We start from the raw sequence: 21,651 nt of genomic DNA, 5'->3' as shown, positions 1-21,651 counted from the left end.
GCCCTCGGCACGAAGGAAGTTGCCGGGTCAGCGGGCCAGGATCCGGCGCAGCCAGGCGAGCCGGGCGGCACGGGCGGTCCGGGAGAGCGTGGTGTGCGGGGCGAAGGCGTCGAAACCGTGGAACCCGCCGGGCCACACGTGGAGTTCGGCGATCCCGCCCGCCTGCCAGATCCGCGACGCGTAGTCGACGACCTCGTCGCGGAAGGTCTCCGCGGAGCCGACGTCGAGGAAGGCCGGGGGCAGGCCCGAGAGGTCCGTGGCCCGTGCCGGAGCCGCGTAGGCGGGGACGTCCGGGCCGCCGCGGGCCTCGCCCAGCACGGCGGTCCAGGCGGTCTCGTTGGCCGTGCGGTCCCAGGCGCCGACGCCCGCCATCTGGTGCGCGGACGGGCTGTCGTTGCGGTCGTCGAGCATCGGATACATCAGGACCTGTCCGAGTGCCCGGGGCCCCTGACGGTCCCGGGCGAGCAGGGCGAGCGCGGCGGTGAGTCCGCCGCCCGCGCTGGCGCCCGCGATCACGATCCGCTCCGGATCGCCGCCCAGCTCCCCGGCGTGCCCGGCGGTCCACAGCAGCCCGGCGTAGACGTCCTCCACCCCGGCCGGGTAGGGGTGTTCGGGGGCGAGCCGGTATTCCACCGACACCACGACCGCGTCGAGCTCCCTCGCCCACTCCAGGACGACCTCCAGACCGGCCCGGTTGGTGCCCAGGACCATGCCGCCGCCGTGCGCGTGGTAGATCACCGGACGCGGGCCGTTCCGGGAGGGCGCCGTGGGCCGCACGACCAGCAGCGGGACGCCGGGAGCACCCTCCGGTCCCGGCACCGTGAGGTCCGTGGCCGTGAAGGCCCCGCCGTCCGTCGGGTCGCAGCCGACCGCGGCGGATTCCTGGAGCGCGCGCAGCGCGGCGATGTCCGCGAGCGTCGGTCCGGACGGCACGGTGGGCCCGGCCGCCGCGAGGGCGACGTCCAGCTCGGGGTCGAACGGGGGCGGTACCAACAGCATGACGTCTCCTCGCACCGAGCCCGGCGGCTCCCTGATCCCATGATCGGGCGCCGTGCTCCCGGACCGGGAGCCGCCGTACGGCGGAACCTGCCCGCGACCCGGCCGGCCATGCCCGCCGCGGTGACTCCCGGAGGTGTCACCGCGGCGGACCCGGGAACGGGCCCCGGGCGGAGGGGTCAGCCCTCGATGCGGTGCGTCGTCCAGAACGACGTCAGGTCCGTGGTCGTGGCGGCCTGCGCGGCCGCCTTGAACTCGGCCGTGGTCGAGACGCCGTACCAGTGCGAAGTGGCGTAGCTCTTGAGCAGGTTGGCCATCACCGTGTCGCCGAGCACGCGCCGCAGGTCGTGCAGGGCGCACTTGCCGTAGCCGTAGACGACGGTGGAGTAGCGGGACGAGTGCGCGTCCCAGTACGCCATCGAGTTGGTGATCTTCTCCGCGGACGAGGCCCAGGAGACGCTGCTCCAGCAGCTGGTGCCGGTCTTGCCCTGCGCCAGGTCGGTGGCGTAGTCCGTGAACGCCTCGTCCAGCCACGGGCTGTTGTACTCGTCGTCACCGACGATCCCGTAGAACCACTGGTGACCGATCTCGTGGGTCAGCGCCGTGGTGCTGACCAGGTCGAGGACGAATCCGGGGTACTCCATGCCGCCGAACCAGTAGTTGTTGTCGATCACCGCGTCCAGCTCGCCGTACGGGTACGCGCCGAAGCGCGCAGCGTGGGCGTCCACCGCGGACTTGGCGGTGGCCAGCATCGACTGGGAGTCGGAGGAGCTGATGCCCGTCACGGAGTAGATGTTGATCGCGGTGCCGGCGGTGGAGGTGCCGGAGATCTTGCTGAACGGCCCCGCGGCCCAGGCGAAGTCGCGGACCTTGGACGCCGTGGCGGTGGTGACCGTACGGCCGCTCGATCCGGCGGTGTCGACCGAGGTGCCGGTGGCCGGGACGAGCAGGCTCGTCGGGTGGTCCAGGGTCACCTTGAAGTCGGCGGCCAGGGAGTAGAAGGACTCGCCGTTGTTGGTGTAGGGGTCCAGGTGCCAGCCGGATCCGTCCTTGACCGCGAGGACGGGCAGGGCGTTGCCGATGTTGACGAAGGCGCCGTCGTAGCCGAACCGGTCGGCGCCGCTGGGCACGGTGATGGCCAGGTCGAAGCCGATCGTGGCGCTCTGGCCCTGGGCCAGCGGCGAGGACAGGCTGATCTGGAGGGCCGTGCAGCTCACCGAGAGCGAACCGGCGGTGCCGCCGCTGACGTTGCTCACGACGATGGGCATCGCGGAGCAGGTGCCGTGGTAGTTGTCCCACAGCCTCAGGTACACCTCGCTGAGCGAGGTGGAGGAGGCGTTGGTGAAGGTCACGCTCTCGTGCCCGCTCCAGCTGGTCCCGCTCGTGTTGCTGGTCAGGTTGACCGTGTAGCCGGGGGCGGCGGGGGTGCGGGTCGAGTCGGCCGGCGGCGTCGTGCCACCGGAGGTGTTCAGGGCGATGTCGTCGAGGACGAAGCTCGTCTGGAGACTGGAGTCCTCGGTGCCGGTGAAGGCGAGGGTGACGGTCTGGCCGGCGAACGCTGAGACGTCGAACGTCTTCTGGGCGTACCCGGACGCCTTGTTGAGGTTCGAGTACGTCGCGAGGGTGGTGCTGCCGATCTTCGCCGTCAGCTTGTCGTAGGCCGTCGACGAGGTCGTCTCCGTCGTGTCGATGTGCAGCCAGAACGTCAGGCTGGCGCTGCTGCACCCGGACGGAATGGTGACGCTCTGCGAGAGCGTGTCGGTGTGGGTGCCGCCGGTGCCGTCCAGCCAGGCGAAGCTGGTGCCGCCGTGGGCGCTCTGGCCGCTGCGGCTGGTGATCACACTGGTCGAGGACTGGGTCCAGGGGGACGTACCGCTCTCGAAGCCGCCGTTGGTCACCACCTGGGAGGGGGTGCAGGCGGCCGCGGCGGCCGGGGCCGTGCCCGGCGAGGCTGCCGCGGGGGTGCCGGGAAGCGAGACTGCGGCCAGGGCGACGACGGTGAGGACGCGTGCCGCCAGGGCCTTGAGGGGGGTCGGTCTCACACGAAACTCCTTTGAGGCGGCCGGGATTCCGGCCTGCTCGGTGGCCGGCCGGGACGACTGGGGTGCGCCGCTGGCCGGCCGCGGCCGCGTGCGGGTGCGCGCGGTCGCCTGGTGAGATTTCCGTGCCGTCACCCTGGGGTCAGGGCGACGGCATCGGAAAGCCTCGCAGATTTGACCTAGACATGCCATGGGGTCGGAAGAAGTGGAACGGCACTGCCCGACCGGCCGCCAAAAGCCGCGCTCAGCACTCCCGTTCGCTCAGCGCCGGCGTCAACCGAGCCCAGGGATTGGGCAGTTCGCCGGTCACCGGACCGGCCACCGCCGCACCGCGGTCCCGCGCGGTGCGGACGGCCAGCGGGACGAGTGCCTCGGGGACGCCGTAGACCAGATGACAGAACAACTCGGGCGGGTGGCGCGCGGTCCACGGCGGCCTGCTGAACGCCGACACGTACGTGGACCAGTGACCCTCGAACGTGACGATCAGATCGGCGAAGCGGGTGTAACCGGGCGCCGGGTGGACGCCCATGTTCAGCACGACCGGAGCCGCCCCGAGCCGGCGCAGGCTCTGCACCAGCCGTCTGCAGCCCGGCAGTTCCGCCGCGGTCGGCGCCACCCGGTCCAGGAAGCACCCCTGCGTCCCGTACCAGTCCCGGTGCCGCGCGGCCTCCTCGGCGACCAGAGCGGGATCGCGCGCGCCGTAGTCGGTGTCCACATAGCCCAGCAGCCGGGCACCCGCCGAGCGCAGCGCGTGCGCCGCCGCCGTGAACGCGGGATCGGGACCCGCGCCCGGCCCGTCGGCCGGGTTGATGACGACGCCGTACGTCCGGTCGGCCGCGCCGATCAGCCGGTGCCAGGCGCCGGGGTCCTCGGCCGGGTGGACGTAGAGCGGAATCAGCAGGCTCATGCGGGGAAGCCGCCTCCGGCCCCGGGGGCGGCACCGGCTCCCACGGCCCAGAGCGCGGCCAGCGAGTCGTCGAGGGTCAGCGCCGGCCGCCAGCCGAGAGCCTCCTCGGCCGCGGAGATGTCGGAGCACTGCCAGGACACCCCGCCCGAGCGGGCTGAACCGCCGCCGTTCTCCTCGATGCGCCCCCGGAACCCGGCGACCCGCGCGAGCCCGGTCACCAGGTCGCGCACCGGGACGGCCTTGCCGCCCCCGATGTTCAGGACCCGCGGCAGCTGCCCGGGGACCGTCGCCGCGGCGACCGCCGCCCGGGCCACGTCACGCGCGTCGACGAAGTCGCGGTACGCCGAGAGATCGCCGAGCCGGACGACCGCGTCCGGGTCCGGACCCGCCCCGCGGAGCAGTCCCGCGATCCGGCCCGGCAGCCCCGAGGCCGGTGCTCCCGGGCCCACGGGATTGCCCACGCGCAGAACCACCGCGTCCAGACCGGAGGTGGTGACGGTGACCGTGCCCGCGAGCTTGGTGGCCCCGTACGGGTTCAGCGGCCGGGTGGCCGCGGACTCGGCCGTGGCGGTGTCCGGGACACCGGGCCCGTATTCGGCGGCCGAGCCCAGATGGATCAGCCGGGCGGCCGGCGCCGCCTCCCGCAGCGCCGCGCAGAGGACCGCGGGACCACGGGAGTTGACCTCCGCGAGGGTCACCGCGTCGCCGCCGGTCGCACCGGCGCAGTTGATGACGGCGTCGGGCGCGGCCGCCGCCAGCGTCGCGGCCAGCCGCTCCCGGGGAGCGGTGGCCAGGTCGATGGCGAACTCCGCGGCCGGCGAGCGCCCGCCGTGGAGCACCCGCACGCCCGCGAGGGCGCGCAGGTGCTCCACGACATGGCCGCCCAGATAGCCGGTGGAGCCCAGGACGAGAATGCGCATGCGGTGGTCAGGCTCCCTTGAGCAGCAGCGACTTGCGGGTGGTGAACTCGGCGTTGGCCCGGTCGTAGTCGTCCGGGCGGCCGATGTCGAGCCAGTACCCGTCGAACGCGTAGGCGTGCGGCTCGTCGCCGCCGCTCAGCAGGTCGAGGACCAGCTCGTCGAAGCCCAGCGGCAGCCCCGGCGTGTAGTTCTCCAGCGTCGAGCGCGACAGGCCGTAGACGCCCATCGAGACGCGGTAGTCCATGCTCGGCTTCTCGGTGAACGCGACCACCTTGCGCTCGTCGGTGGTCAGCACCCCGAAGTCGATCCGCACCTTGCGGGCGTACGTCGCGATGGTGAGCGGGGCCCCCGAGATCCGGTGCTGCGCGAGGACGTCGCCGAAGTCGAGGTCGGTGAGCACGTCGCCGTTCATCACCAGGAACGACTCGGGCAGCCGGTCCCGCATGGTCAGCAGCGGGCCCATGGTGCCCAGCGGGCTCTCCTCGGTGGAGTAGTCGATGGCCATGCCCCACTTGGCCCCGTCGCCGACGTAGGCGCGGATGATCCCGCCCAGGTGGCCCACGGCGATGGTGCAGCTGGTGAAGCCGCAGGAGGCGAGCTGGCGGAGCACGATCTCCAGGATCGCGTGCTGGTCGCCGATGGGAACGAGCGGTTTGGGCAGCGCGGTGGTGTAGGGCCGCAGGCGGACGCCCTTGCCTCCCGCGAGAATCACTGCGTGCATGAGGTTCTTCCTTCGTGAGTCGTGCGGGACGGATCAGATGTTGTAGATGCCGGTCTTGTAGCGGGCCAGGTTCGCCGGCTCGCGGAAGAACTCGACGGTCCGCGCGAGCCCTCGCTCCAGGTCGTGCGCCGGGCTCCAGCCGGTCGCCGCGGCCAGCCGGGTCGCGTCGGCGACCAGCCGCATCACCTCGGAGTTGGCGGGCCGGATGCGGTCCGTGTCCTCGCGGACGTCGAGGGCGGTGTCCATCACCTTGCCGATCAGCGCCACCAGGTCGCCGACGGAGATCTCGCCGCCCGTACCGGCGTTGAAGGTGCGGCCCACGACCCCGTCCGCGGGCGCCGTACCCACGGCCAGGAACGCCTGCGCGGTGTCCTCGACGAAGGTGAAGTCGCGGGTGGGGCGCAGATCCCCGAGGGTGATGGTGCGCTCGCCCGCGGCCACCTGGCCGATGACCGTGGGGATGACCGCGCGCATCGACTGGCGCGGGCCGTACGTGTTGAACGGCCGCAGGGTCACCACCGGTGTGCCGAAGCTCGCGTGGTAGCTGTCGGCCAGCCGGTCCGCGCCCGCCTTCGAAGCCGCGTACGGGGACTGGGTGTTGATCGGGTGGTCCTCGGTGATCGGCACGGTCCGCGCGGTGCCGTAGGTCTCGCTGGTGGAGGTGTGCACGAGCCTCGGGGTGCCGAGCGCCCGCACCGCCTCCAGCACGTTGAGGGTGCCGGTGACGTTGGTGTCCACATAGCTGTGCGGGGCCTGGTAGGAGTACGGGATCGCGATGAGCGCGGCCAAGTGGTAGACGCAGTCGGCGCCTTCGGCCAGCCCCCGGACCGAGCCCGGGTCCCGGACGTCGCCCAGGACGATCTCCACCTGGTCCAGGACCTCGGGGCGCAGGGTCTCCAGCCAGCCGTAGGAGGAGAAGGAGTTGTACTGTGCCATCGCCCTCACCCGGTGTCCGGAGGCGACCAGCGCCTCGGTGAGGTGGGAACCGATGAAACCCTCGGCTCCGGTGACGGCGGCGAGCGGTTGGGTGGTCAACTCGTTGGTCCTTCCGGTTGGTTGCTCAGGTGACAGGTGATGCGGACGAGGGCACGGCGACCCTCCGGACATGTCCGGACGGGCCGTGCGGGGACGAGAAGGTGAGAGGGCGGCTCAGGCGTGCGACGCGGGCCGGCCCAGCAGCCGTACGGCACGGAGCAGCAGCCAGGCGCAGGCCGGGCCGCAGGCCAGGGTCAGCGCGACGGCGCCCGGCAGGAGGCCGAGGGCTATGGCCGCGGCGGCACCGCAGGCCGCCGTCAGACAGACGAGGGCCGGCTGCCAGGCGGCCCCGAAGGCCTGGAGCAGCAACGCGGTCCACAGGGTGGCGGCGAGCAGCAGCAGCGGCACCGGCTCCGCGCCGGTGAGCAGCGCCGCGGGCAGCAGCGGGAGCACGTACAGGAGCAGGCAGAGACAGAGGACACCGGTCGAACGCAGCAGGAAGGCGGCCGGGGTCGCGGTCGCGCGCAGCGCCCCCACCGACATCCCGCGATACCGGTACAGGAGCCATTCCGCCGGCCCCATGCTCACCGTCAGCGCGATCACGGCGTACGGGTGCTGCCGCCCCTCCAGCAGCACCAGCACACCGGCCGACAGCCCGAACAGGCCGTACGGCAGCGACCGCAGCGGCGAGGGACGGGCTCCGCCCGGGGCCGGGGAGGCGGTACGCGTGGACCGCAGCGCCAGGCCGGCCACGACGGCCGCGCCGAGCACGGACAGCAGCGGCAGGGCGACGCGCGGCACGGTCCCGGGGTCCCACCAGGGCAGCGCGGCCGCCCCGGCGGTCAGCGGGGCGAGCGCGGCCAGCAGCAGCCGCTCCCCGCCCAGCACGAGCAGCACACCGGCCGCCGCGAGGTACACCGACTGGGCGGCGGCGGCCCCGACCGCGGTGACGGAGCCGCCCAGCGGCGCCCCCGCCGCCGTCGCGGCGAGCGCGCCGAGCGGTGCCCCCTTCAGCAGGGTCCGGCCCGCCTCGCGCCGGCCCGCGGCCATCCGCAGATGGGCCCGGTGGCCGAGCGCCTGGCCCCAGGCCCAGGAGACGAGACCGGCCGCCACCAGGGCGTCGAGGTCCTCCGGGTGCCAGAGCCGCCCGGTCAGCAGATAGGCGAGGCCGGGCAGCGCGAACAAGGCGCCGCGCAGGCCGCAGCGCACCGGGTCCGGACGCCACGGGTCGGCCGGCTCCGGCGGCTCCGGAAAGGTGCGCGGCACCCGCTCGTAGAGGGCGGAGGCGAGCGAGAACAGGTTCGGGTGTCCGTACCGCTCCTGGATGATCTCGGCGGTCAGCCCCTCCGACTCCAGGGGCGGGCGGACGGTCGTCGGCGAGCCGCAGCGACAGGGTGTCGCCCCCGGTGCCCCCGGGTTCCAGCGCCATGGGCCCGCTCATCCGGCCAGGCTCCTCGCCGTGGACGCGCCCGCGGGCGCGGCGAGCGGGGTCCTCACCGGCGCGGGTACGCCCGCGACGATCCGGCCGAGCGCCGACAGCTCCAGATAGATGGTCCGGAAGGTGTCCACGGTCTGCCGCAGCGTGAACTGCTCGATGACCCGCAGCCGGGCGGCCTCGCCCATCGCGGCCCGCCGCCGGGTGTCGGCGAGCAGGTCGAGGGCCGCGGCGGCCATGGCGCCCGGATCACGGGGCGGCACGACGAGTCCGCTGTCGCCGACGGCCTCGCGCACCCCGCCCACGTCCGTGGAGACGGTCGCCCGCCCGCACGACATGGCCTCGATCAGTGTGAACGGGAAGCCCTCGCTGATGCTGGAGAGCATCACGACGTTGCCCGCCGCGTAGGCGTCCTTGATGTCGTCGACCCGGCCTTCGAAGGTGACCGCGTCCGCCTGTCCCAGCTCGGCGGCCAGCGCCTCGCAGCGCTCGCGGTAGGCCTCTCCGCCGCGCGGTGTGCCGCCGAACAACCTCAGGCGCGCGTCCGGGAGTTGGGACCGTACGAGTGCGAACGCCCGGATCAGGGTCTCCAGGTCCTTGATCGGATCGACGCGGCCGGCCCAGCTCAGCGTCGGCCGCTCCGGCTCCGGGCCGGCCGGCGGGAACATGGCCGGGTCCACGCCGTTGTAGACGGTGCGGATCGACTCGGGCGCGGCACCGCCCTGTTCCTCCCACAGCCGGTTGTAGCGGTTGCCCGGAGTGACGAGGGCCGCGCGCCGGTACGTCTCCTCGGCGAGCAGCCGGAAGAAGCCCAGCACGAGCGCCTTGACGGGCCAGCGGTACGGGGCCGTGCGGTAGCCGAGATAGCGCTCGCGCAGATAGACGCCGTGCTCGGTCAACAGCAGCGGTACACCGTGGCGTTCGAGGGCGGCGAGCCCCGGCAGCACCGCGACGCCGCCGCTGACCGCGTGCGCCACGCCGTACTCGGGCAGCGGCGCCGCCAGCGGGCGCAGCGCGTGCTCCAGCAGGGCGGTCGCGGTGACGGCGTCGTGCAGGGTCGGTCCGGCCTCGCGGACGGCCAGCCCCGGGCGGTTCCACACCCCGGCCAGGACGCCGATCGCCCGGTCGCCGCGCAGGAAGGGACTCAGCGTCCCCTCCGCCGCGGCTCCCGCCATCGTGTACAGGGCGGAGGGGAACAGGTCCTCCGCGCACGGGTCGAGCAGGGCGGTCAGGAACTGTTCGTAGGCGGAGACGAGTTGCCTGCGGCGCCGCCCGAGCGGCGGGCGGCCTCCGGGCGCGGGCCCCCACATGGGGACCGCGACGACGTCCACGACCTGTGCGGGGATGTCCCACACGACCGGTTCACTTCCGGTGCCGGTCACGGCGATGACGCCGAAGTCGACGTCGGGCATGCCGTCGACGAGTTGGTCGCACCAGACGCTGACGCCGCCGTGACTGTGCGGGTAGGTGCCTTCGGTGAGCAGGGTGACGCGCGTCGAGGTCAGAGCGCGCGCGTCGCGGGGAACGTGCATGGATGTGCTCCACGGCCGAGGTCGGGGTGGTCGGGCCCGTCCCGGCCGCGCGGGGCGCGGCCGGGACCTTCGGTCGGTGCCCGGCTCAGCGGTCCGGGCTGTGGAGGACCCGCTCGGGCACGTCCGCCGGCAGCCGCGCCGGGTCCGGTCCGAACGGGTCGATGAGCGCGCCGTGTTCGGGCGCGGCCGTGTGCGTGGTCCGCTTCATGCGGTGAAGTCCCCTCCCCGGGCAGGGGTGAGCACCGCTCCCGTGAGCGTCCACCCCCTGACGCGACGCCACACCCCCCTCAGACGTGGTCGTCACGTATTCGTCGTGTCACATAGTGGTGTCTCTGTGGAGCTTTCGTGCGCCTCCCGCGCAACGTGACGAAAAAGCGCGTCCATCGAACGGGTGATCATCGAGGAGTGCGACGAAGACGTCCTCATCACTCTGTGACGTCGATCGATTACCCAGTGAAACGTTCCTGTACTTGCCCCGCCCGGGGTGGTCCGGAAGTGGAGTGCGACGTTCCGGCAGACTTGGCCGTCAATGGTCCAGACCGCAACGAATTTCGGCTGCGTCGTCGGTTTCAAGACAGTCCGGACGTGGTTCTGTGAAGGACCTGTGCGCGGACGGAATCGTTCCGGGGCCGGTCGGAGGGCCGAGCGCGTCGGTGCGGGGCGTCGGAGCGCGTGTCGGCGCGGGCGGGAAATTCCGGGGAGCGGGTGTCGGCGGCCGGGAACGGGACACCCGTCGGTCTCCGGCGCAGAACGCGCCGGGAGATGGTGATCGTCATCCGGTCATCGAAGGGCGCGCCGGGGAATCCGCCACGGGATCGCGGCGCGCATCCGCTGACGAGATGGAGGACTGCTTCGTGAACGAGAACCTTTGGGGTTACGGCCCGACCAGCGGGCACACGCCCGACGCCGACCTCTCCGGCTACCGGGTGGAGGCGATCGACGGCCACATCGGCAAGGTCGACAAGCACTCCGACGAGGTCGGTTCTCAGTACATCGTCGTCGACACCGGCGTGTGGATCTTCGGCAAGGAGGTCCTGCTGCCCGCCGGGACGATCACGGCGGTCAGTCACGAGGACAGGACGGTCCAGGTCGCCCGGACCAAGGACGAGATCAAGGCGGCCCCGGAGTTCGACCAGGAGAAGCACCTCGGAGACCCGCACTACCGCGACCAGCTCGGCGGCCACTACGGCTCGGGCCACTGACGCGACGGCGAACCGCCGGTGCCGTCCCTGCGCGGGACGGCACCGGCGGTTCTTCGCTGTCGTGGGGCGCCGAGGACGGCGGACGCCGTTCACAGGGGACCCCGGCCGGACGGGGGAGACCGGCCGGGGCCGCTTACCTGGTGTGCGGAGGCCGCTCCGCTTCACATAAGGGGCAACAGCGGTACTTATCCTCTTATTCCGTCCTGGCCTCCAGGTTTTCCGGAGTGCCCGCGGCGCCGCCGGGCCTCCCCGGACGGCCCGGCCTCTCCGGGGCCGACGCCCGGACACCGCCTCCGGACGCGGGGGTCAGGACGTGCCGGGGCCGGTCCACCGGCGTGGCCCCGCATCCGCCCGGCGGGCCCGGCGGGAAGATCGGTACAGGAGGGCGCGTGCCACGGCGCCGGCCGGTCGGCCCGTGCCCGGGCCCCGCCCCGCGCGCCCGCCGGCACGCGGACGGACCGGCTGCTGTGAGGATGGTGCCCATGACCGCCAAGCGCGGTGTGCCCGATGTCCTGGTCGTCGGCGGCGGACTCGCCGGTCTGGCGTGTGCCCGCGATCTCGTCGGCCACGGCCTCACGGTCCGGCTCCTGGAGGCCTCGGACGGGGTGGGCGGCCGAATGCGCTCCGACGACCACGAGGGGTTCGTCGTCGACCGCGGCTTCCAGGTCTTCAACACCTCCTATCCGCAGGTCCGTCGCCGGCTCGCCCTGCGCGAGCTGAGGCTGCGGCCCTTCACGCCGGGTGTCCTCGTCCACACGGAGGACGGCCCCATGCGGTTCGAGGACCCGACCCGCGGCAGCAGGCGGCTGGGCGACCTGCGTCCGGGGCGACTCGCGGGAACCCGTGACCTCCTCGCGCTGGCCGCCCTCTCCGGCCGGGACATGCTCGCTCCCGCCGGATGGCTCAAGCGCGGCGAGGACCGTACGACCCGCACCGCGCTGGCCGCGGCCGGGTTCTCCGAGGAGTTCGTCGAGCGGTTCTTCCGTCCCTTCCTGTCCGGCGTGTTCCTGGAGGACCAGCTGGAGACCTCCGGCCGGGTGTTCCATCTGGTCTGGCGCAGCATGCTGCGCGGAACCCTGTGTCTGCCCGGCGCCGGCATCGGTGCGGTGCCGCGCAAGCTGGCCGAGGCGCTGCCCCCGGGCGTCGTGAACCTCGGGAGCCCGGTCGCCGAATTGACGGACGACGGGATCGGGACGGACGACGGGGACGAACACCCCGCGCGGGCCGTCGTCGTGGCCACGGGGCCGGGCCCGGCCGCCCGGCTGCTGCCCGGGCTCGGCCTGCCGGACTACCGCGTGGTGACCACGTACTACCACGCGGCGCCCCGGACGCCGCTGGCCGAACCCGTCCTGGTGACGGACACGCGACGGCGTTTCCTCAACACCTGCGTTCTGAGCGAGGTGGTCCGCGGCTACGCCCCGCCCGGCATGTCCCTGATCGCCACCTCGGTGCTCGGACACGACCAGGAGGGCCAGGAGGGCTGGCTGCGCGACGCGCTCGCCGAGGTGTACGGGACCGTCACGACGGACTGGGACCTGCTGACCGTCCGTACCGTCCCCGACGCCCTGCCCGCGATGCCGCCCCCGCAGCCGCTCTCCCGCACCGCCCGCGTCGCCCCGGGCCGCTATGTGTGCGGGGACCACCGGGCCACGGGTTCGGTGCAGGGCGCGCTGGCGTCGGGCGCCCGCGCGGCCCGCGAGGTCGCGGCCGACCTGGCGCGGTAGCCGGGAGCGGTGGCCGTGCGCGGTCCGTGTGCGGCCGGTGCCGGTGCCGGTGCCGGTGCCGGTGCCGAAGTCGGGCCGGTTGCCGCGGCCCGCCGGGATTCCGCGCCGCCTAGTCGAGCGTCTGCTGCGTCCAGATCGTCTTGCCCTGCGCGGAGTAGCGGATGCCCCAGTTGTGGCTGAGCTGCGCGCAGATGAACAGGCCGCGTCCGCCTTCGTCGGCCGTGCGGGCGTGGCGCAGCCGTGGCGCCGCCCCGCCCGTGTCGGTGACCTCGCAGGTGAGCATCCCGCCCTTGATCAGACGCAGCCGGACGGGCGACGCTCCGTACCGCACGGCGTTGGTGACCAGCTCGCTGACGATCAGCTCGGTGGCGTAGGCGGTCTCCTCGCCCACGCCCCACTCCTGAAGCCGGTCCCGGGCGTGATGCCGTGCCGTCGCGGCCGCCGTGGGTGAGAACTCCAGGGACCACGTGGCGACCCGGTCCGGAGGGAAGGGCCGGGTGCGGGCGAGCAACAGGAGGACGTCATGGCGGCCCGCCGTGTCGCTCATCCGGTAGAGGACCTCGTCCCGGATCTCGCCGAGGGGCCGGTCCAGTCGGGTGAGCGCCACGCGCAACGGGTCCCGGGCGTCGTCGTCCGGTCCTTCGGACACCGGGAACGAGGCGGTGCGCAGCGCGAGGACGCTGCCGTCCCGCACGGGGACCGAGGCGGTGGCGAAGGGCGGCCCGTCCCGGCTGCCCAGCAGCGGGCCCGTCGGGATGCGCGGCACGTGCACCACTCCGTTGGGATGGGCCACCACGGGCGCGGGATGACCGGCGGACGCCATGACGCAGGTCTCCTGGAGCGGATCGTGGATCGCGTACACACAACTGGCCCGCAGCGGCTGCCGGCCCAGCGGATCGCTGGCGGGCAGGGCCGCGCGCTCGTGGGCCAGCCGGACGACCGCGTCGTTGAGGCGGGCGAGCAGTTCGTCGGGGTCCAGGTCGAGCGCCGCGAGCGAGTGGATCACCGTCCGCAGCTGTCCCATGGTGGTGGCGGCGTCGATGCCGCTTCCGGCGACCTCCCCGACAGCCAGCGCGGTACGGGCCCCGGGCAGGCTGAAGGCGTCGTACCAGGTACCCGCTCCCGCGTCGGCCGGGACGTGCAGGGGCGCGAACTCGATGGCCGTCCGCGACGGGGGTTCCGGCGGCAGCAGATGGCGTTGCAGCGCGGCGGCGATCGTGTGCTCGCGGGTGTAGCGGCGGGCGTTGTCGAGGCTCAGCGCGGTATGTGCGGCCAGCTCCTCGGCGACGGTGAGGTCGCTCGAGTCGAAGGCGTCGTGCGGCCGTACGCGGTAGAGGCTCAGGAGTCCGAGCACGGTGCCCCGCAGCGCCAGCGGGACGGTCAGCAGCACCCGGGCGCCGGAGGCGCGGATGGCGCGGGCCCGCTCGGGGTCGGCGTCCAGCCAGGGGGTGTCCGCGTCGAGGGTGACGGCCCGGGGCTTGAGATCGCCGAGCACCTGCGAGTACGGAGTCGGCGCGGGGACGGCCCGCACGTCCCCGACGGGATGGGCCTGGGCGCGCTCGGCGGGTCCGTCGATGCGGAAGGCCGCGCGGCGCAGCGGCACGTCACGCCCCAGGGGGCTGAGGGGCGGGTCCTCGCCCCGCACCACCGCGTCGACCACCTCGACCACCGCGATGTCGGCGAAGCCGGGCACCAGGGCGTCCACCAGCTCCTGGCAGGTCGTGACGACGTCCAGGCTCCGGCCCACCCGCTCGCGCACCGAACCGAGCGCCTCCCGCCGCCTCATGGTCCGCAGTGGCTCCGTGACCTCGGTCATGGAGACGACCGCGCCGCGCCCGTCCCCGAGCGGGAACATCGACAGGTTCGCGAAGCGCTCCCATGCCGACCCTTCCACCGGTTCGAGCCCCACGGGGTGATCGGTGACGGGCGTGCCGTCGGCGAGGGCGCGCCGCAGGACGTCCTCGAACTCCTGTGGCCGGGAGGGACGGCACAGTTCGCCCAGCGGCCGGTCGAGTGTCTGGTCCGCGGCGACGTCGCACAGCGCGGCGGCGGCCTCGTTGACGCTGAGGACGCGCAGCGCGGGGTCGAGGACGAAGAACGCCTCGTGGGCGTTGGCCCGCAGGATGTCGGACACCGAGGTCCGCGTGCCGTCGAGGGCGGTGGAGCCCGTCGCCTCGAAGACGCCCCAGGCGAGGGTCCCGTCGGGGAGCGGCATCACCTGGACCCGCAGGTCGACCGGGTGTCCGCCGGCGTCGTGGACGACCAGGGGAGCGGCCCCGGACTCCGAGCCGCGGCCGGATGCTTCCGGGTCGGCGACGTCGGGCGCGACGAGGGTCAGGGCAGTTCGTCCCACGGCCTCGGCGTCCGAGCGCAGCCAGATCTCGCGTGCCCGGCGGCTCCACCGGACGACGACGCCGGCGCCGTCGACGACCATCAGCGGAGTGGCGGCATTCACCGGTGATCACCTCTGCTGTGCGTCCGGCCGGCACCCCCGTGTCAAGGGACGACTTCGACGGCTGAATCACCGGAGGAGGCCATGTCGGGGACCATGTCTCCTTTGTCGCTCATGGTCCACAAAGTCATCATCCTACGACCCGGCCGTACCGCAAGGCGATGCGGCCGGGGCGGGGACGGCCCGGGCCGGGCGCGGGAGCCCTTGCGCCCTGGACGGGGGACCCACGGCGCCGGTCGTCGTCGGCCACCGCCGATCGCCGCCGAGCGCTGTCGGTCGCCGTCGGTCGGCGGCCGCCGCGGGGCGCCGTACCCGCGGCGGCCGGGTCCCGCCCCCCCCGAGCGCGCACCCCGCCCGGCCCGGGGGTCAGTCGTGGGCCATGTCCGACTCGGCCGAACTCGCCGCGGACTCCGCGCCGTCGACCAGCTTCCGCAGATGGGCGACGTCCGTGGAGGCGGGGGCGGGCGAGGCGGGGGCGTTCCCGGTGTCACCGTGGCCGCCGCACCCGGTCAGGAGCAGCGCGGTCGCGGCGAGGGCGAGTGCCAGTCCTCGCGCGCGCATCAGGAGCCGGCTCCGTCACCGTGGCTCGCACACCACTTCTGGACGTCCGCCAGATCCTTCTGCCGGCTCTCCAGCGTCGGGACGAGCGAGCGCCGGAAGGTGAGCCGGTGGTCGAGGTACGTCTCGATCTGCGTGTGTCCCGCGGACTTGGCGTTGGCGACCCGCTGCTCCAGCCGGGCGATCGAACCGCGCTGCGAGGCGTCCCCGTTCAGCCGGCCGAGGATGCGGTCGATCCGTCGGTCGATCTTCGGGGCGCGCTTGCAGAGGGCCTTGGCGCCGTCGCCCGTCGGCGCACCCGAGGGCTTCGTCCCGCCACCGTCGGCCGACGCGCCGCCCGCGGCGCCGAGCAGGGCGCCGACCGCCAGCAGCGAGACGACGGCCGTCCTGGTCCTCGACGCCGCCGGCGTCTTCCTCGGTGTGCTCGCCATGCTGAACTCCTTCTCGTTCCGGGGCGGTTGCCCGCACGTCCGGAACGCTAGGAGCGCTCTTTGTGGAATTCTTGTGGCCGGGTGCCGGCGGTCGTGATCACCCAGTTGCGCTGCCGGGGCAGCGTCGCCTCGACGTCGTCCGCGCCGTTCGGCAGCGGGAGCAGGACCTCGACGCGGGTCCCCGTGCCGGACGGCGGTTCGAGGACGCGGACACTGCCCCGGTGCAGGTCGATCTGCTGGGCGACCAGGGTGAGTCCGAGACCCGACCCCGGACTGTCGGGGCGGCGCACGAAGCGCTCGAAGACGGTGCCCCTGCGCTCGGGGGCGACACCCGGCCCCTGGTCGTCGACGCACAGGACGGCGTGGCCGCCGTGCGCGCGGACCGTGACGTCGACGCGCGCCGGGCGCCCGTCCGGGCATCCGCCGTGCACCAGGGCGTTGATGAGCAGGTTGTCGACGACCGTGCGCAGTCCGGGCTCCCAGCCGTGGACCCGCAGCCCGGGCGGGCAGTCGGCCGCGATGTGCGCGAGCGGATGGCGCCGCCGCTGCTCGCGGGCGCTCGCCTCGACCACGTCCGCGAGATCCACGGGACCGAAGGCGTCCGCCTCGACCAGGTCGCCGCGGCCCAGTTCGCGCAGCATGACCAACAGGCCGAGCAGTCGGGCGTGTTCGCGGCGCAGGTCGTCGAGGATCTCGTCGCGGTCGGGAGCGGGGAGGGCCGGATGCTCGGTGAGGATCTCCAGATTGGTCTGCATGCTCATCAGCGGAGTGCGCAGTTCGTGCGCGGCGGCCGAGGCGAAGGAACGTGCGGTGGCGAGCGCCTCCTCGGTCCGGGCGGCCTGCTCGTCGTAGCGGCTCAGGACCGTCTGGAGGGCGTGCGCCAGATCGTCGACCTCGGCGATCCTGGCCGGAGTGTGGTCGAGGCGGGCGGCGCTGGTCCGGGGATCGAGGCCGCTCGCGCTGTCCCGCAGCCGTCGCAGCGGACGGCTCGCCCGCCCGGCCACCGCTCCGGCCAGCAGCCCCGACAGCGGTGCGGCGAGCAACGCGACCGTCACCACGCGCCGCCGCACCAGGCGCAGTTGGGTGTCGGAGGCGGTGTCCGGCGCGAAGAGCCAGAGGGTGCCGCGCACTCCGGGGCGGGTCCCGGTCACGCGGGTCGACAGGACCCGCCAGGACGCTCCGCCGGCCCGCAGGGTGACCGGCACCGGAGCGTTCGCGGGGAGTGCCACGCCCGGATCCGGCTGCGGGCCGCCGGTGAACGTCTCCGACGGGCCGACCAGTCGTACGCCGACGTCCAGGGCGGAGGTGAACAGCCGCCGCTCACGGGTCCGTTCGACCGCGGCGGACCGGTCCGCGGCGCTCGCGCGCAGCAGCCCGCGGGCGTCCTTCGCCACGGCCGCGGCGCTCCGCCGCAGATGGGCGTCCTGCTGGTCGTGCAGATCGGCGGCGACCAGCCGCAGCAGCAGCCAGCCGGTGGCCAGCACCAGGACCGGGACACTCGCCCCCACGGCGAGGGCGATACGGGTGGAGAGTCTCATCGTCCGGCCTCCGGTCCCTCGTCGCGCAGGACGAACCCGACTCCGCGGACGGTGTGGATGATCCGGGCCCGGCCGGGTGCCTCCAGCTTGCGCCGCAGATAGCTCACGAACGTGTCCACCGCGTCGGTGCGCACGTCGAAGTCGTATCCCCAGACCCGGTCCAGGAGCTGGTCACGGCTGAGCACGATGCCCGCGTTGTGCGCCAGCACGTGCAGCAGCTCGAACTCCCGCCGGGTCAGCTCCAGTTGCCGCCCGTCCAGACTGACGGTGCGCGCCCCGGGGTCCAGGGCCAGACCGCCCACCCGCACCAGATCGGTGTCCCTGGGCGGCCGGCGGCGCAGCAGGGCCTGGAGCCGGAGCACCAACTCCTGCAGGGCGAACGGCTTCACGAGGTAGTCGTCGCCGCCCGCCTGGAGTCCCGCGATCCGGTCGGCGGTCTCGTCGAGCGCGGAGAGCATCAGGACGGGTACGTCGTTGTCCTCCCCGCGCAGCGTCCGGCACACGTCGATGCCGCTGAGGCCGGGCATGGAGACGTCCAGCACGATCGCGTCCGGAGGAGTCCTCCGGGCCAGGTCCAGTGCGGGCCCGCCGCCGTCGGCGAGGTCCACCGCGAAACCGCTCAGCCGCAGACCGCGTTCGAGTGACCGCCGTATTGCCGCGTCGTCGTCGACGACCAGGACCCGGCTCCGATCTCCGCCCATCACCACACCCCAGCTCGCAGGAACGGTCCGGTCGGGCCGGGCCGTTTCGCCGCCCATGGTGCACCAGCCGTCTCGCGGCGGACGCCCGCGGTCCACCCGCGCGGGCGCCGGCCAGGCACGATACGGTAACGAAGGGAATTGTGAAGGGTGTGTGAAGGCTCGTCGGGCGTAGTCTCCCGCCTTGCCCGGGTGCTCGTGGGGGGTGACCCGGCATGGGGAGGGGAGTGTCATGGCCGCCATGACGCAGGGGAGAAGCATGCCCGGCAGCGCGCGGAGACGGCTGACGGCGGCGGTCCCCGGGGCGCTGCTCTGCGCGGCCCTCGCCGGGTGCGGGCACGGGGGCGCGGCCGCGTCCGCCGCCTCGACGGCCTCCGCCGGCACCTTGACGTCGGCGGCACCTTCGTCCGCCGCCCCGTCCACGCCCGAGCCGACGCCCTCGTCCGCCGCCCCGGCGACGCCGACGCCGACCCCGGCCACCGAGGAGGCGGCCACGACGGCGCCCGCCTCGCAGGAACCGGCCCAGGCGGGCGGTTCGGCGGCCTCGGCCCTGTGGGGCAAGGCCTACAGCGGCACGGCGAGCATCTCCGTCGACGTCTACGACTACTGCTCCACCGACGGCTCCCGGCGGCTCGCGGGCAGCCGGACCTACTCCATGAACAGCACGCTCCATCTCGACCGGCCGCGCACCGGCGGCGACCAGAGCGAGAACAACCCGTTCTCGATGCTGTTCGCGGCCGGAGCCCCGTCCCAGGCCGGCGCGGTGTCCTTCTGGTCCTCGTCGGTCAGCACGGTCTCCAGCCAGGACCTCGCGGGCAACTACCGGGATCCGAACCTCCTGCTGACCTACTGGAACATCGGCTGGTCCGGCGGGCGGATGGACGCCACCCTCACGGACCCGCACGCCCGCGAAGCCGTCGTCCTGAACCTGCTCAACTGGCCCGGCCTGCTGGTCGCCTGCCGCTCCGACCTCGGCCAGATGCCCGGCGGCTTCCCGCACGCGCTGGCGGCCGGTACGACGTTCACGGGCCGCCTCGACGGCTCCGGTGCCTCGCTCACCGCCCGGGGCGGCACCACCGACGGCGTGGTGCAGTTCCGGTTCACCTTCTCCGGCACGCCTTCGTGACTTCGGGCCCGGGCCCGTCCCCCGGCGCACCACGCCCCTGCTCGGCCGGTGTCGGGAGACGGCGCCGGGCCGCCGTTCGAGCCGGCCGACTCTGCCCGGCCGGCCTCGGGAGTCGGCGCCCGGCCGCCGTCCGGACCTGCGGCCCTCGATGACCGGATCCCCGGTCCGTCACCGTCGTGTCACAGCCGTGTCCGCAGGTGAACCGGGCACGCCGTCCCTCGATCTGTAGCGACGAGTGCCGGTGAACGACCGGCGCCCGACCATCTCTATCGGGGGACCTCATGCAGTACGGGATGCACTTCGGACCGCGTTTCCGCGGAGCCGCCCTGGCCATGGCGACCATGTCGGCGGCCACCCTTCTGATGACCGCCTGTCAGCCGGGCTCGGACTCGGCGGATTCCACCGCCACACCGGTGGGCGGCGGCACGACGAAGCCGGCGGCCTCGTCCTCCGCCTCCCCGAAGCCCGGCACGCCCTCCGGCGGGACGGGAACCTCGGCGAAGCCGGCGGGCGACTCCACCCCCAAGGCCCCGGCCTCCTCGACCCCGGCCGCCACCGCGACACCGGCGACGGCGAAGACGTGTGCCGCGGAGTCCCTGAAGGCCTTCATGTACCAGGCCGCCGTGCGTCCCCCGGGCACCGGAACCGGCGCCGCGATCGTCGAGTTCACCAACATGTCCGGAGCGTCCTGCGTGCTGCAGGGGTACCCGACCGTGGCGGGCGCGGCCAACGGCTCGCCCGACAAGAACCGCCCGCTGACCGTGACCCGGACGGGCCCCTCGTCCACGGTCGTGCTCGCACCCGCCGCGAAGGCCTGGGTCAAGCTGACCTTCGTCCAGGTCCAGGGCGAGGCCGACGGCTACTGCAAGTCCGGTTCGACCCCGGTCTCCTACCCGACCCTGGTGGTGGGCCTGCCCGGCAGCGGGGCGAACCAACTCGCGCTGGAGGACGGTGTGCTGGCCGGGTGCGACAACAAGGTCACGGTCACCGCGGTCACCGCGACGAAGCCGTCCTGACCCGTCACCGGTGCGCCGGTGGCCGCCGCGGTTCGGCCGCCCCGGCGCACCGGGTGGGTGTGCGGGGACACGGGCCGAGTGGGGAGTGCGGCGGCTCGGTCCGTAGGCCCCGGGAGCGGACGAGGGCGCGGATCGCGTGCTCCCGGCGGGTTTTCGTGCCGCGGTGCGGGTGACCGCAGGGCCGGACCTATGGACCGGGCCGCGTTCCGACCCACGGACGGGGAGGGCGCCGGCGGCCCGGAGACGTCCGGAGTGCCGGACCGGGGCGGGCGCATCGAGTCGGCCGGGTTCAGTGGGTCAGGCGGGGTGGGTCGCGCTGAGTGGGCGATGCCGGGTCGATCACGCCAGGCCCGTCACGTCGAGGCGCTTCTCGGTGCCGTGAGCGCCACCGTCGTGTACGACATCGTGGAGCAGCCTCCCAGCGCGTCGACGGCGGCGCCCACCTCGTCGAGGACGGCGGCCAGTGCGTCGACGGGAAGCCGGGTCAGGGTGCCCTGGGCAGGCATCACGTCCAGCCACGTCCTCCGGGTGTAGGACCACTCTCAGGTGAAGCTCCACTCCTCCGGCGCGCCGGGCTCTGTCCGGCCGTGTGCCTCGCGCGTCGCCCCGCCGTGTGCCTGGCCACGTGCGATGCGCTCTGCCCGGCTTGCAGCCGGTCCGACGCGCTCCGCCCGGCCGGCGACCGGTCCGGCGTGCCGCCGCCTCCGCCGCGGTGGGTCGCGGCTGCCGCCACACGCGTCACCGCAGCTGCCCCGGCGTGTCGCGCGTCACGCGCGGAGGTCGGGAATGCCGACGCCGGGGCCGCTGTTACAGAGCACGTAACTGATTGGCATGCGCGAGTCAAGGCTCGTGCGTGGACGAAGGAGGCCTCATGGCACGCAGCACCGCGCGCCCCGTCGTCACGCTGAAGTCGACAGCCGGGACCGGCGCCACGTATGTGACGCGCAAGAACCGCGGGAACGACCCCGACCGGCTCGTCCTGCGCAAGTACGACGCGGTGGCCGGCCGGCACGTCACGTTCCGCGAGGAGCGCTGACCCCGCGCCGGACGCGCCGGGCCCACCCGCCCGTCGCCCCCGCGCACGCACCCGTCCGCAACCGAGGAGGGAACCGCATGAGGCCCGACATCCACCCCGTATCCCGTCCGGTCGTCTTCCGGGACCGCGCCGCCGGAACCGCGTTCCTGACGCGGTCGACCGCGCGCTCGACCGAGATCGTGGAGTGGGAGGACGGTACCGTCCGTCCCGTCGTCGACGTGGAGATCTCGTCGGCGAGCCATCCGTTCTACACCGGGACCTCGCGGGTCCTGGACACCGCCGGCCGGGTGGAGCGCTTCGAGCGCCGCTACGGCCGCACGGCGCCGCGGCGGCCCTGACCGCCGC

The 21,651-nt window shown here is 73.7% G+C and carries 20 protein-coding genes and 1 pseudogene; 6 read left to right on the top strand and 15 right to left on the bottom strand.

Features of this window, described 5'->3' with window-relative positions; all coding sequences use genetic code 11:
• Positions 1-27: 27 nt before the first annotated feature.
• From IO36_RS07700 to IO36_RS48885, 9 genes and pseudogenes are all read right to left on the bottom strand, one after another.
• A complete protein-coding gene (locus IO36_RS07700) occupies positions 28-999 on the bottom strand; it encodes an alpha/beta hydrolase (RefSeq protein ID WP_037617538.1) in 972 nt (323 codons plus the stop codon).
• A gap of 176 nt (positions 1,000-1,175) precedes the next feature.
• Complete coding sequence (locus tag IO36_RS07695; protein ID WP_037617535.1) at positions 1,176-3,038, bottom strand: M1 family aminopeptidase; 1,863 nt, start codon at positions 3,036-3,038, stop codon at positions 1,176-1,178.
• 241 nt (positions 3,039-3,279) lie between these two features.
• Positions 3,280-3,942: a spherulation-specific family 4 protein gene (locus IO36_RS07690; RefSeq protein ID WP_037617532.1), complete on the bottom strand. Its 663-nt coding sequence runs from the start codon at positions 3,940-3,942 to the stop codon at positions 3,280-3,282.
• Complete coding sequence (locus tag IO36_RS07685; RefSeq protein ID WP_037617529.1) at positions 3,939-4,862, bottom strand: NAD-dependent epimerase/dehydratase family protein; 924 nt, start codon at positions 4,860-4,862, stop codon at positions 3,939-3,941. The genes IO36_RS07690 and IO36_RS07685 overlap by 4 nt, the downstream gene beginning before the upstream one ends.
• Before the next feature lie 7 nt (positions 4,863-4,869).
• Positions 4,870-5,583, bottom strand: a complete 714-nt coding sequence (locus tag IO36_RS07680) for a sugar phosphate nucleotidyltransferase (protein ID WP_037617528.1) — start codon at positions 5,581-5,583, stop codon at positions 4,870-4,872.
• Between the two features lie 33 nt (positions 5,584-5,616).
• Positions 5,617-6,618: an SDR family NAD(P)-dependent oxidoreductase gene (locus IO36_RS07675; protein ID WP_037617526.1), complete on the bottom strand. Its 1,002-nt coding sequence runs from the start codon at positions 6,616-6,618 to the stop codon at positions 5,617-5,619.
• 114 nt (positions 6,619-6,732) lie between these two features.
• Positions 6,733-7,999 (bottom strand): annotated as a pseudogene (locus IO36_RS07670) (hypothetical protein).
• On the bottom strand, positions 7,996-9,525 hold the full coding sequence (pelF, locus tag IO36_RS07665) for a GT4 family glycosyltransferase PelF (RefSeq protein WP_037617524.1): 1,530 nt from the start codon (positions 9,523-9,525) through the stop codon (positions 7,996-7,998). Before pelF ends, IO36_RS07670 begins: the two are co-directional and overlap by 4 nt.
• Positions 9,526-9,610: 85 nt before the next feature.
• Complete coding sequence (locus tag IO36_RS48885; RefSeq protein WP_280923716.1) at positions 9,611-9,733, bottom strand: hypothetical protein; 123 nt, start codon at positions 9,731-9,733, stop codon at positions 9,611-9,613.
• 646 nt (positions 9,734-10,379) lie between these two features.
• On the opposite strand from IO36_RS48885, the gene IO36_RS07660 reads away from it, so the two are divergent.
• Positions 10,380-10,727, top strand: a complete 348-nt coding sequence (locus tag IO36_RS07660; RefSeq protein WP_037618426.1) for a PRC domain containing protein — start codon at positions 10,380-10,382, stop codon at positions 10,725-10,727.
• Positions 10,728-11,209: 482 nt separating this feature from the next.
• Positions 11,210-12,451, top strand: a complete 1,242-nt coding sequence (locus IO36_RS07655; RefSeq protein WP_037617523.1) for an NAD(P)/FAD-dependent oxidoreductase — start codon at positions 11,210-11,212, stop codon at positions 12,449-12,451.
• A 109-nt stretch (positions 12,452-12,560) separates the two neighbouring features.
• On the opposite strand, the gene IO36_RS07650 is transcribed toward IO36_RS07655, so the two are convergent.
• The 5 genes from IO36_RS07650 to IO36_RS07630 form a co-directional block, all read right to left on the bottom strand.
• Positions 12,561-14,906, bottom strand: a complete 2,346-nt coding sequence (locus IO36_RS07650; RefSeq protein ID WP_158997268.1) for a SpoIIE family protein phosphatase — start codon at positions 14,904-14,906, stop codon at positions 12,561-12,563.
• A 363-nt stretch (positions 14,907-15,269) separates the two neighbouring features.
• Positions 15,270-15,464 carry a hypothetical protein gene (locus IO36_RS07645; protein WP_037617520.1) on the bottom strand — a complete coding sequence of 65 codons (195 nt, stop codon included), beginning with the start codon at positions 15,462-15,464 and terminating at the stop codon, positions 15,270-15,272.
• Positions 15,464-15,892, bottom strand: a complete 429-nt coding sequence (locus IO36_RS07640) for a hypothetical protein (RefSeq protein ID WP_051900149.1) — start codon at positions 15,890-15,892, stop codon at positions 15,464-15,466. The genes IO36_RS07645 and IO36_RS07640 overlap by 1 nt, the downstream gene beginning before the upstream one ends.
• Before the next feature lie 47 nt (positions 15,893-15,939).
• Positions 15,940-17,430, bottom strand: coding sequence for a sensor histidine kinase (locus IO36_RS07635; protein ID WP_037617518.1), 1,491 nt, complete (start codon positions 17,428-17,430; stop codon positions 15,940-15,942).
• Entirely contained in the window at positions 17,427-18,131 is a 705-nt protein-coding gene (locus tag IO36_RS07630; RefSeq protein ID WP_037617516.1) for a response regulator transcription factor, read from the bottom strand. The genes IO36_RS07635 and IO36_RS07630 overlap by 4 nt, the downstream gene beginning before the upstream one ends.
• A 238-nt stretch (positions 18,132-18,369) precedes the next feature.
• On the opposite strand from IO36_RS07630, the gene IO36_RS46740 reads away from it, so the two are divergent.
• Positions 18,370-19,254, top strand: a complete 885-nt coding sequence (locus IO36_RS46740; RefSeq protein ID WP_158997266.1) for a hypothetical protein — start codon at positions 18,370-18,372, stop codon at positions 19,252-19,254.
• Between the two features lie 281 nt (positions 19,255-19,535).
• Positions 19,536-20,270 carry a DUF4232 domain-containing protein gene (locus tag IO36_RS07620; RefSeq protein ID WP_245173166.1) on the top strand — a complete coding sequence of 245 codons (735 nt, stop codon included), beginning with the start codon at positions 19,536-19,538 and terminating at the stop codon, positions 20,268-20,270.
• Positions 20,271-20,623: 353 nt separating this feature from the next.
• Here IO36_RS07620 and IO36_RS46735 read toward each other — a convergent pair whose 3' ends face one another.
• Positions 20,624-20,779: a hypothetical protein gene (locus IO36_RS46735; protein WP_158997264.1), complete on the bottom strand. Its 156-nt coding sequence runs from the start codon at positions 20,777-20,779 to the stop codon at positions 20,624-20,626.
• A gap of 362 nt (positions 20,780-21,141) precedes the next feature.
• Here IO36_RS46735 and rpmG point away from each other — a divergent pair, with 362 nt between their 5' ends.
• Entirely contained in the window at positions 21,142-21,306 is a 165-nt protein-coding gene (gene rpmG, locus IO36_RS42965; RefSeq protein ID WP_051900145.1) for a 50S ribosomal protein L33, read from the top strand.
• A gap of 77 nt (positions 21,307-21,383) precedes the next feature.
• On the top strand, positions 21,384-21,644 hold the full coding sequence (locus IO36_RS07615) for a type B 50S ribosomal protein L31 (RefSeq protein ID WP_037617515.1): 261 nt from the start codon (positions 21,384-21,386) through the stop codon (positions 21,642-21,644).
• Positions 21,645-21,651 lie beyond the last annotated feature (7 nt).

This window comes from Streptomyces aureus (assembly GCF_000725495.1).
Taxonomy (GTDB): Bacteria; Actinomycetota; Actinomycetes; order Streptomycetales; family Streptomycetaceae; genus Streptomyces; species Streptomyces aureus_B.
The sequence above is the reverse complement of the archived record's forward strand: the minus strand, read 5'-3'. Positions and strand labels throughout refer to the sequence as shown.

What these genes read in the sequence shown, in the direction of transcription:
- IO36_RS07640 (WP_051900149.1), bottom strand. Translation starts at nt 15,892, where the DNA reads ATGGCGAGCACACCGAGGAAGACGCCGGCGGCGTCGAGGACCAGGACG.
- IO36_RS07635 (WP_037617518.1), bottom strand. Translation starts at nt 17,430, where the DNA reads ATGAGACTCTCCACCCGTATCGCCCTCGCCGTGGGGGCGAGTGTCCCG.
- IO36_RS07630 (WP_037617516.1), bottom strand. Translation starts at nt 18,131, where the DNA reads ATGGGCGGAGATCGGAGCCGGGTCCTGGTCGTCGACGACGACGCGGCA.
- IO36_RS07685 (WP_037617529.1), bottom strand. Translation starts at nt 4,862, where the DNA reads ATGCGCATTCTCGTCCTGGGCTCCACCGGCTATCTGGGCGGCCATGTC.
- IO36_RS07690 (WP_037617532.1), bottom strand. Translation starts at nt 3,942, where the DNA reads ATGAGCCTGCTGATTCCGCTCTACGTCCACCCGGCCGAGGACCCCGGC.
- IO36_RS46740 (WP_158997266.1), top strand. Translation starts at nt 18,370, where the DNA reads ATGACGCAGGGGAGAAGCATGCCCGGCAGCGCGCGGAGACGGCTGACG.
- IO36_RS07700 (WP_037617538.1), bottom strand. Translation starts at nt 999, where the DNA reads ATGCTGTTGGTACCGCCCCCGTTCGACCCCGAGCTGGACGTCGCCCTC.
- rpmG (WP_051900145.1), top strand. Translation starts at nt 21,142, where the DNA reads ATGGCACGCAGCACCGCGCGCCCCGTCGTCACGCTGAAGTCGACAGCC.
- IO36_RS07615 (WP_037617515.1), top strand. Translation starts at nt 21,384, where the DNA reads ATGAGGCCCGACATCCACCCCGTATCCCGTCCGGTCGTCTTCCGGGAC.
- IO36_RS07620 (WP_245173166.1), top strand. Translation starts at nt 19,536, where the DNA reads ATGCAGTACGGGATGCACTTCGGACCGCGTTTCCGCGGAGCCGCCCTG.
- IO36_RS07655 (WP_037617523.1), top strand. Translation starts at nt 11,210, where the DNA reads ATGACCGCCAAGCGCGGTGTGCCCGATGTCCTGGTCGTCGGCGGCGGA.
- IO36_RS07645 (WP_037617520.1), bottom strand. Translation starts at nt 15,464, where the DNA reads ATGCGCGCGCGAGGACTGGCACTCGCCCTCGCCGCGACCGCGCTGCTC.
- IO36_RS48885 (WP_280923716.1), bottom strand. Translation starts at nt 9,733, where the DNA reads ATGAAGCGGACCACGCACACGGCCGCGCCCGAACACGGCGCGCTCATC.
- IO36_RS07680 (WP_037617528.1), bottom strand. Translation starts at nt 5,583, where the DNA reads ATGCACGCAGTGATTCTCGCGGGAGGCAAGGGCGTCCGCCTGCGGCCC.
- pelF (WP_037617524.1), bottom strand. Translation starts at nt 9,525, where the DNA reads ATGCACGTTCCCCGCGACGCGCGCGCTCTGACCTCGACGCGCGTCACC.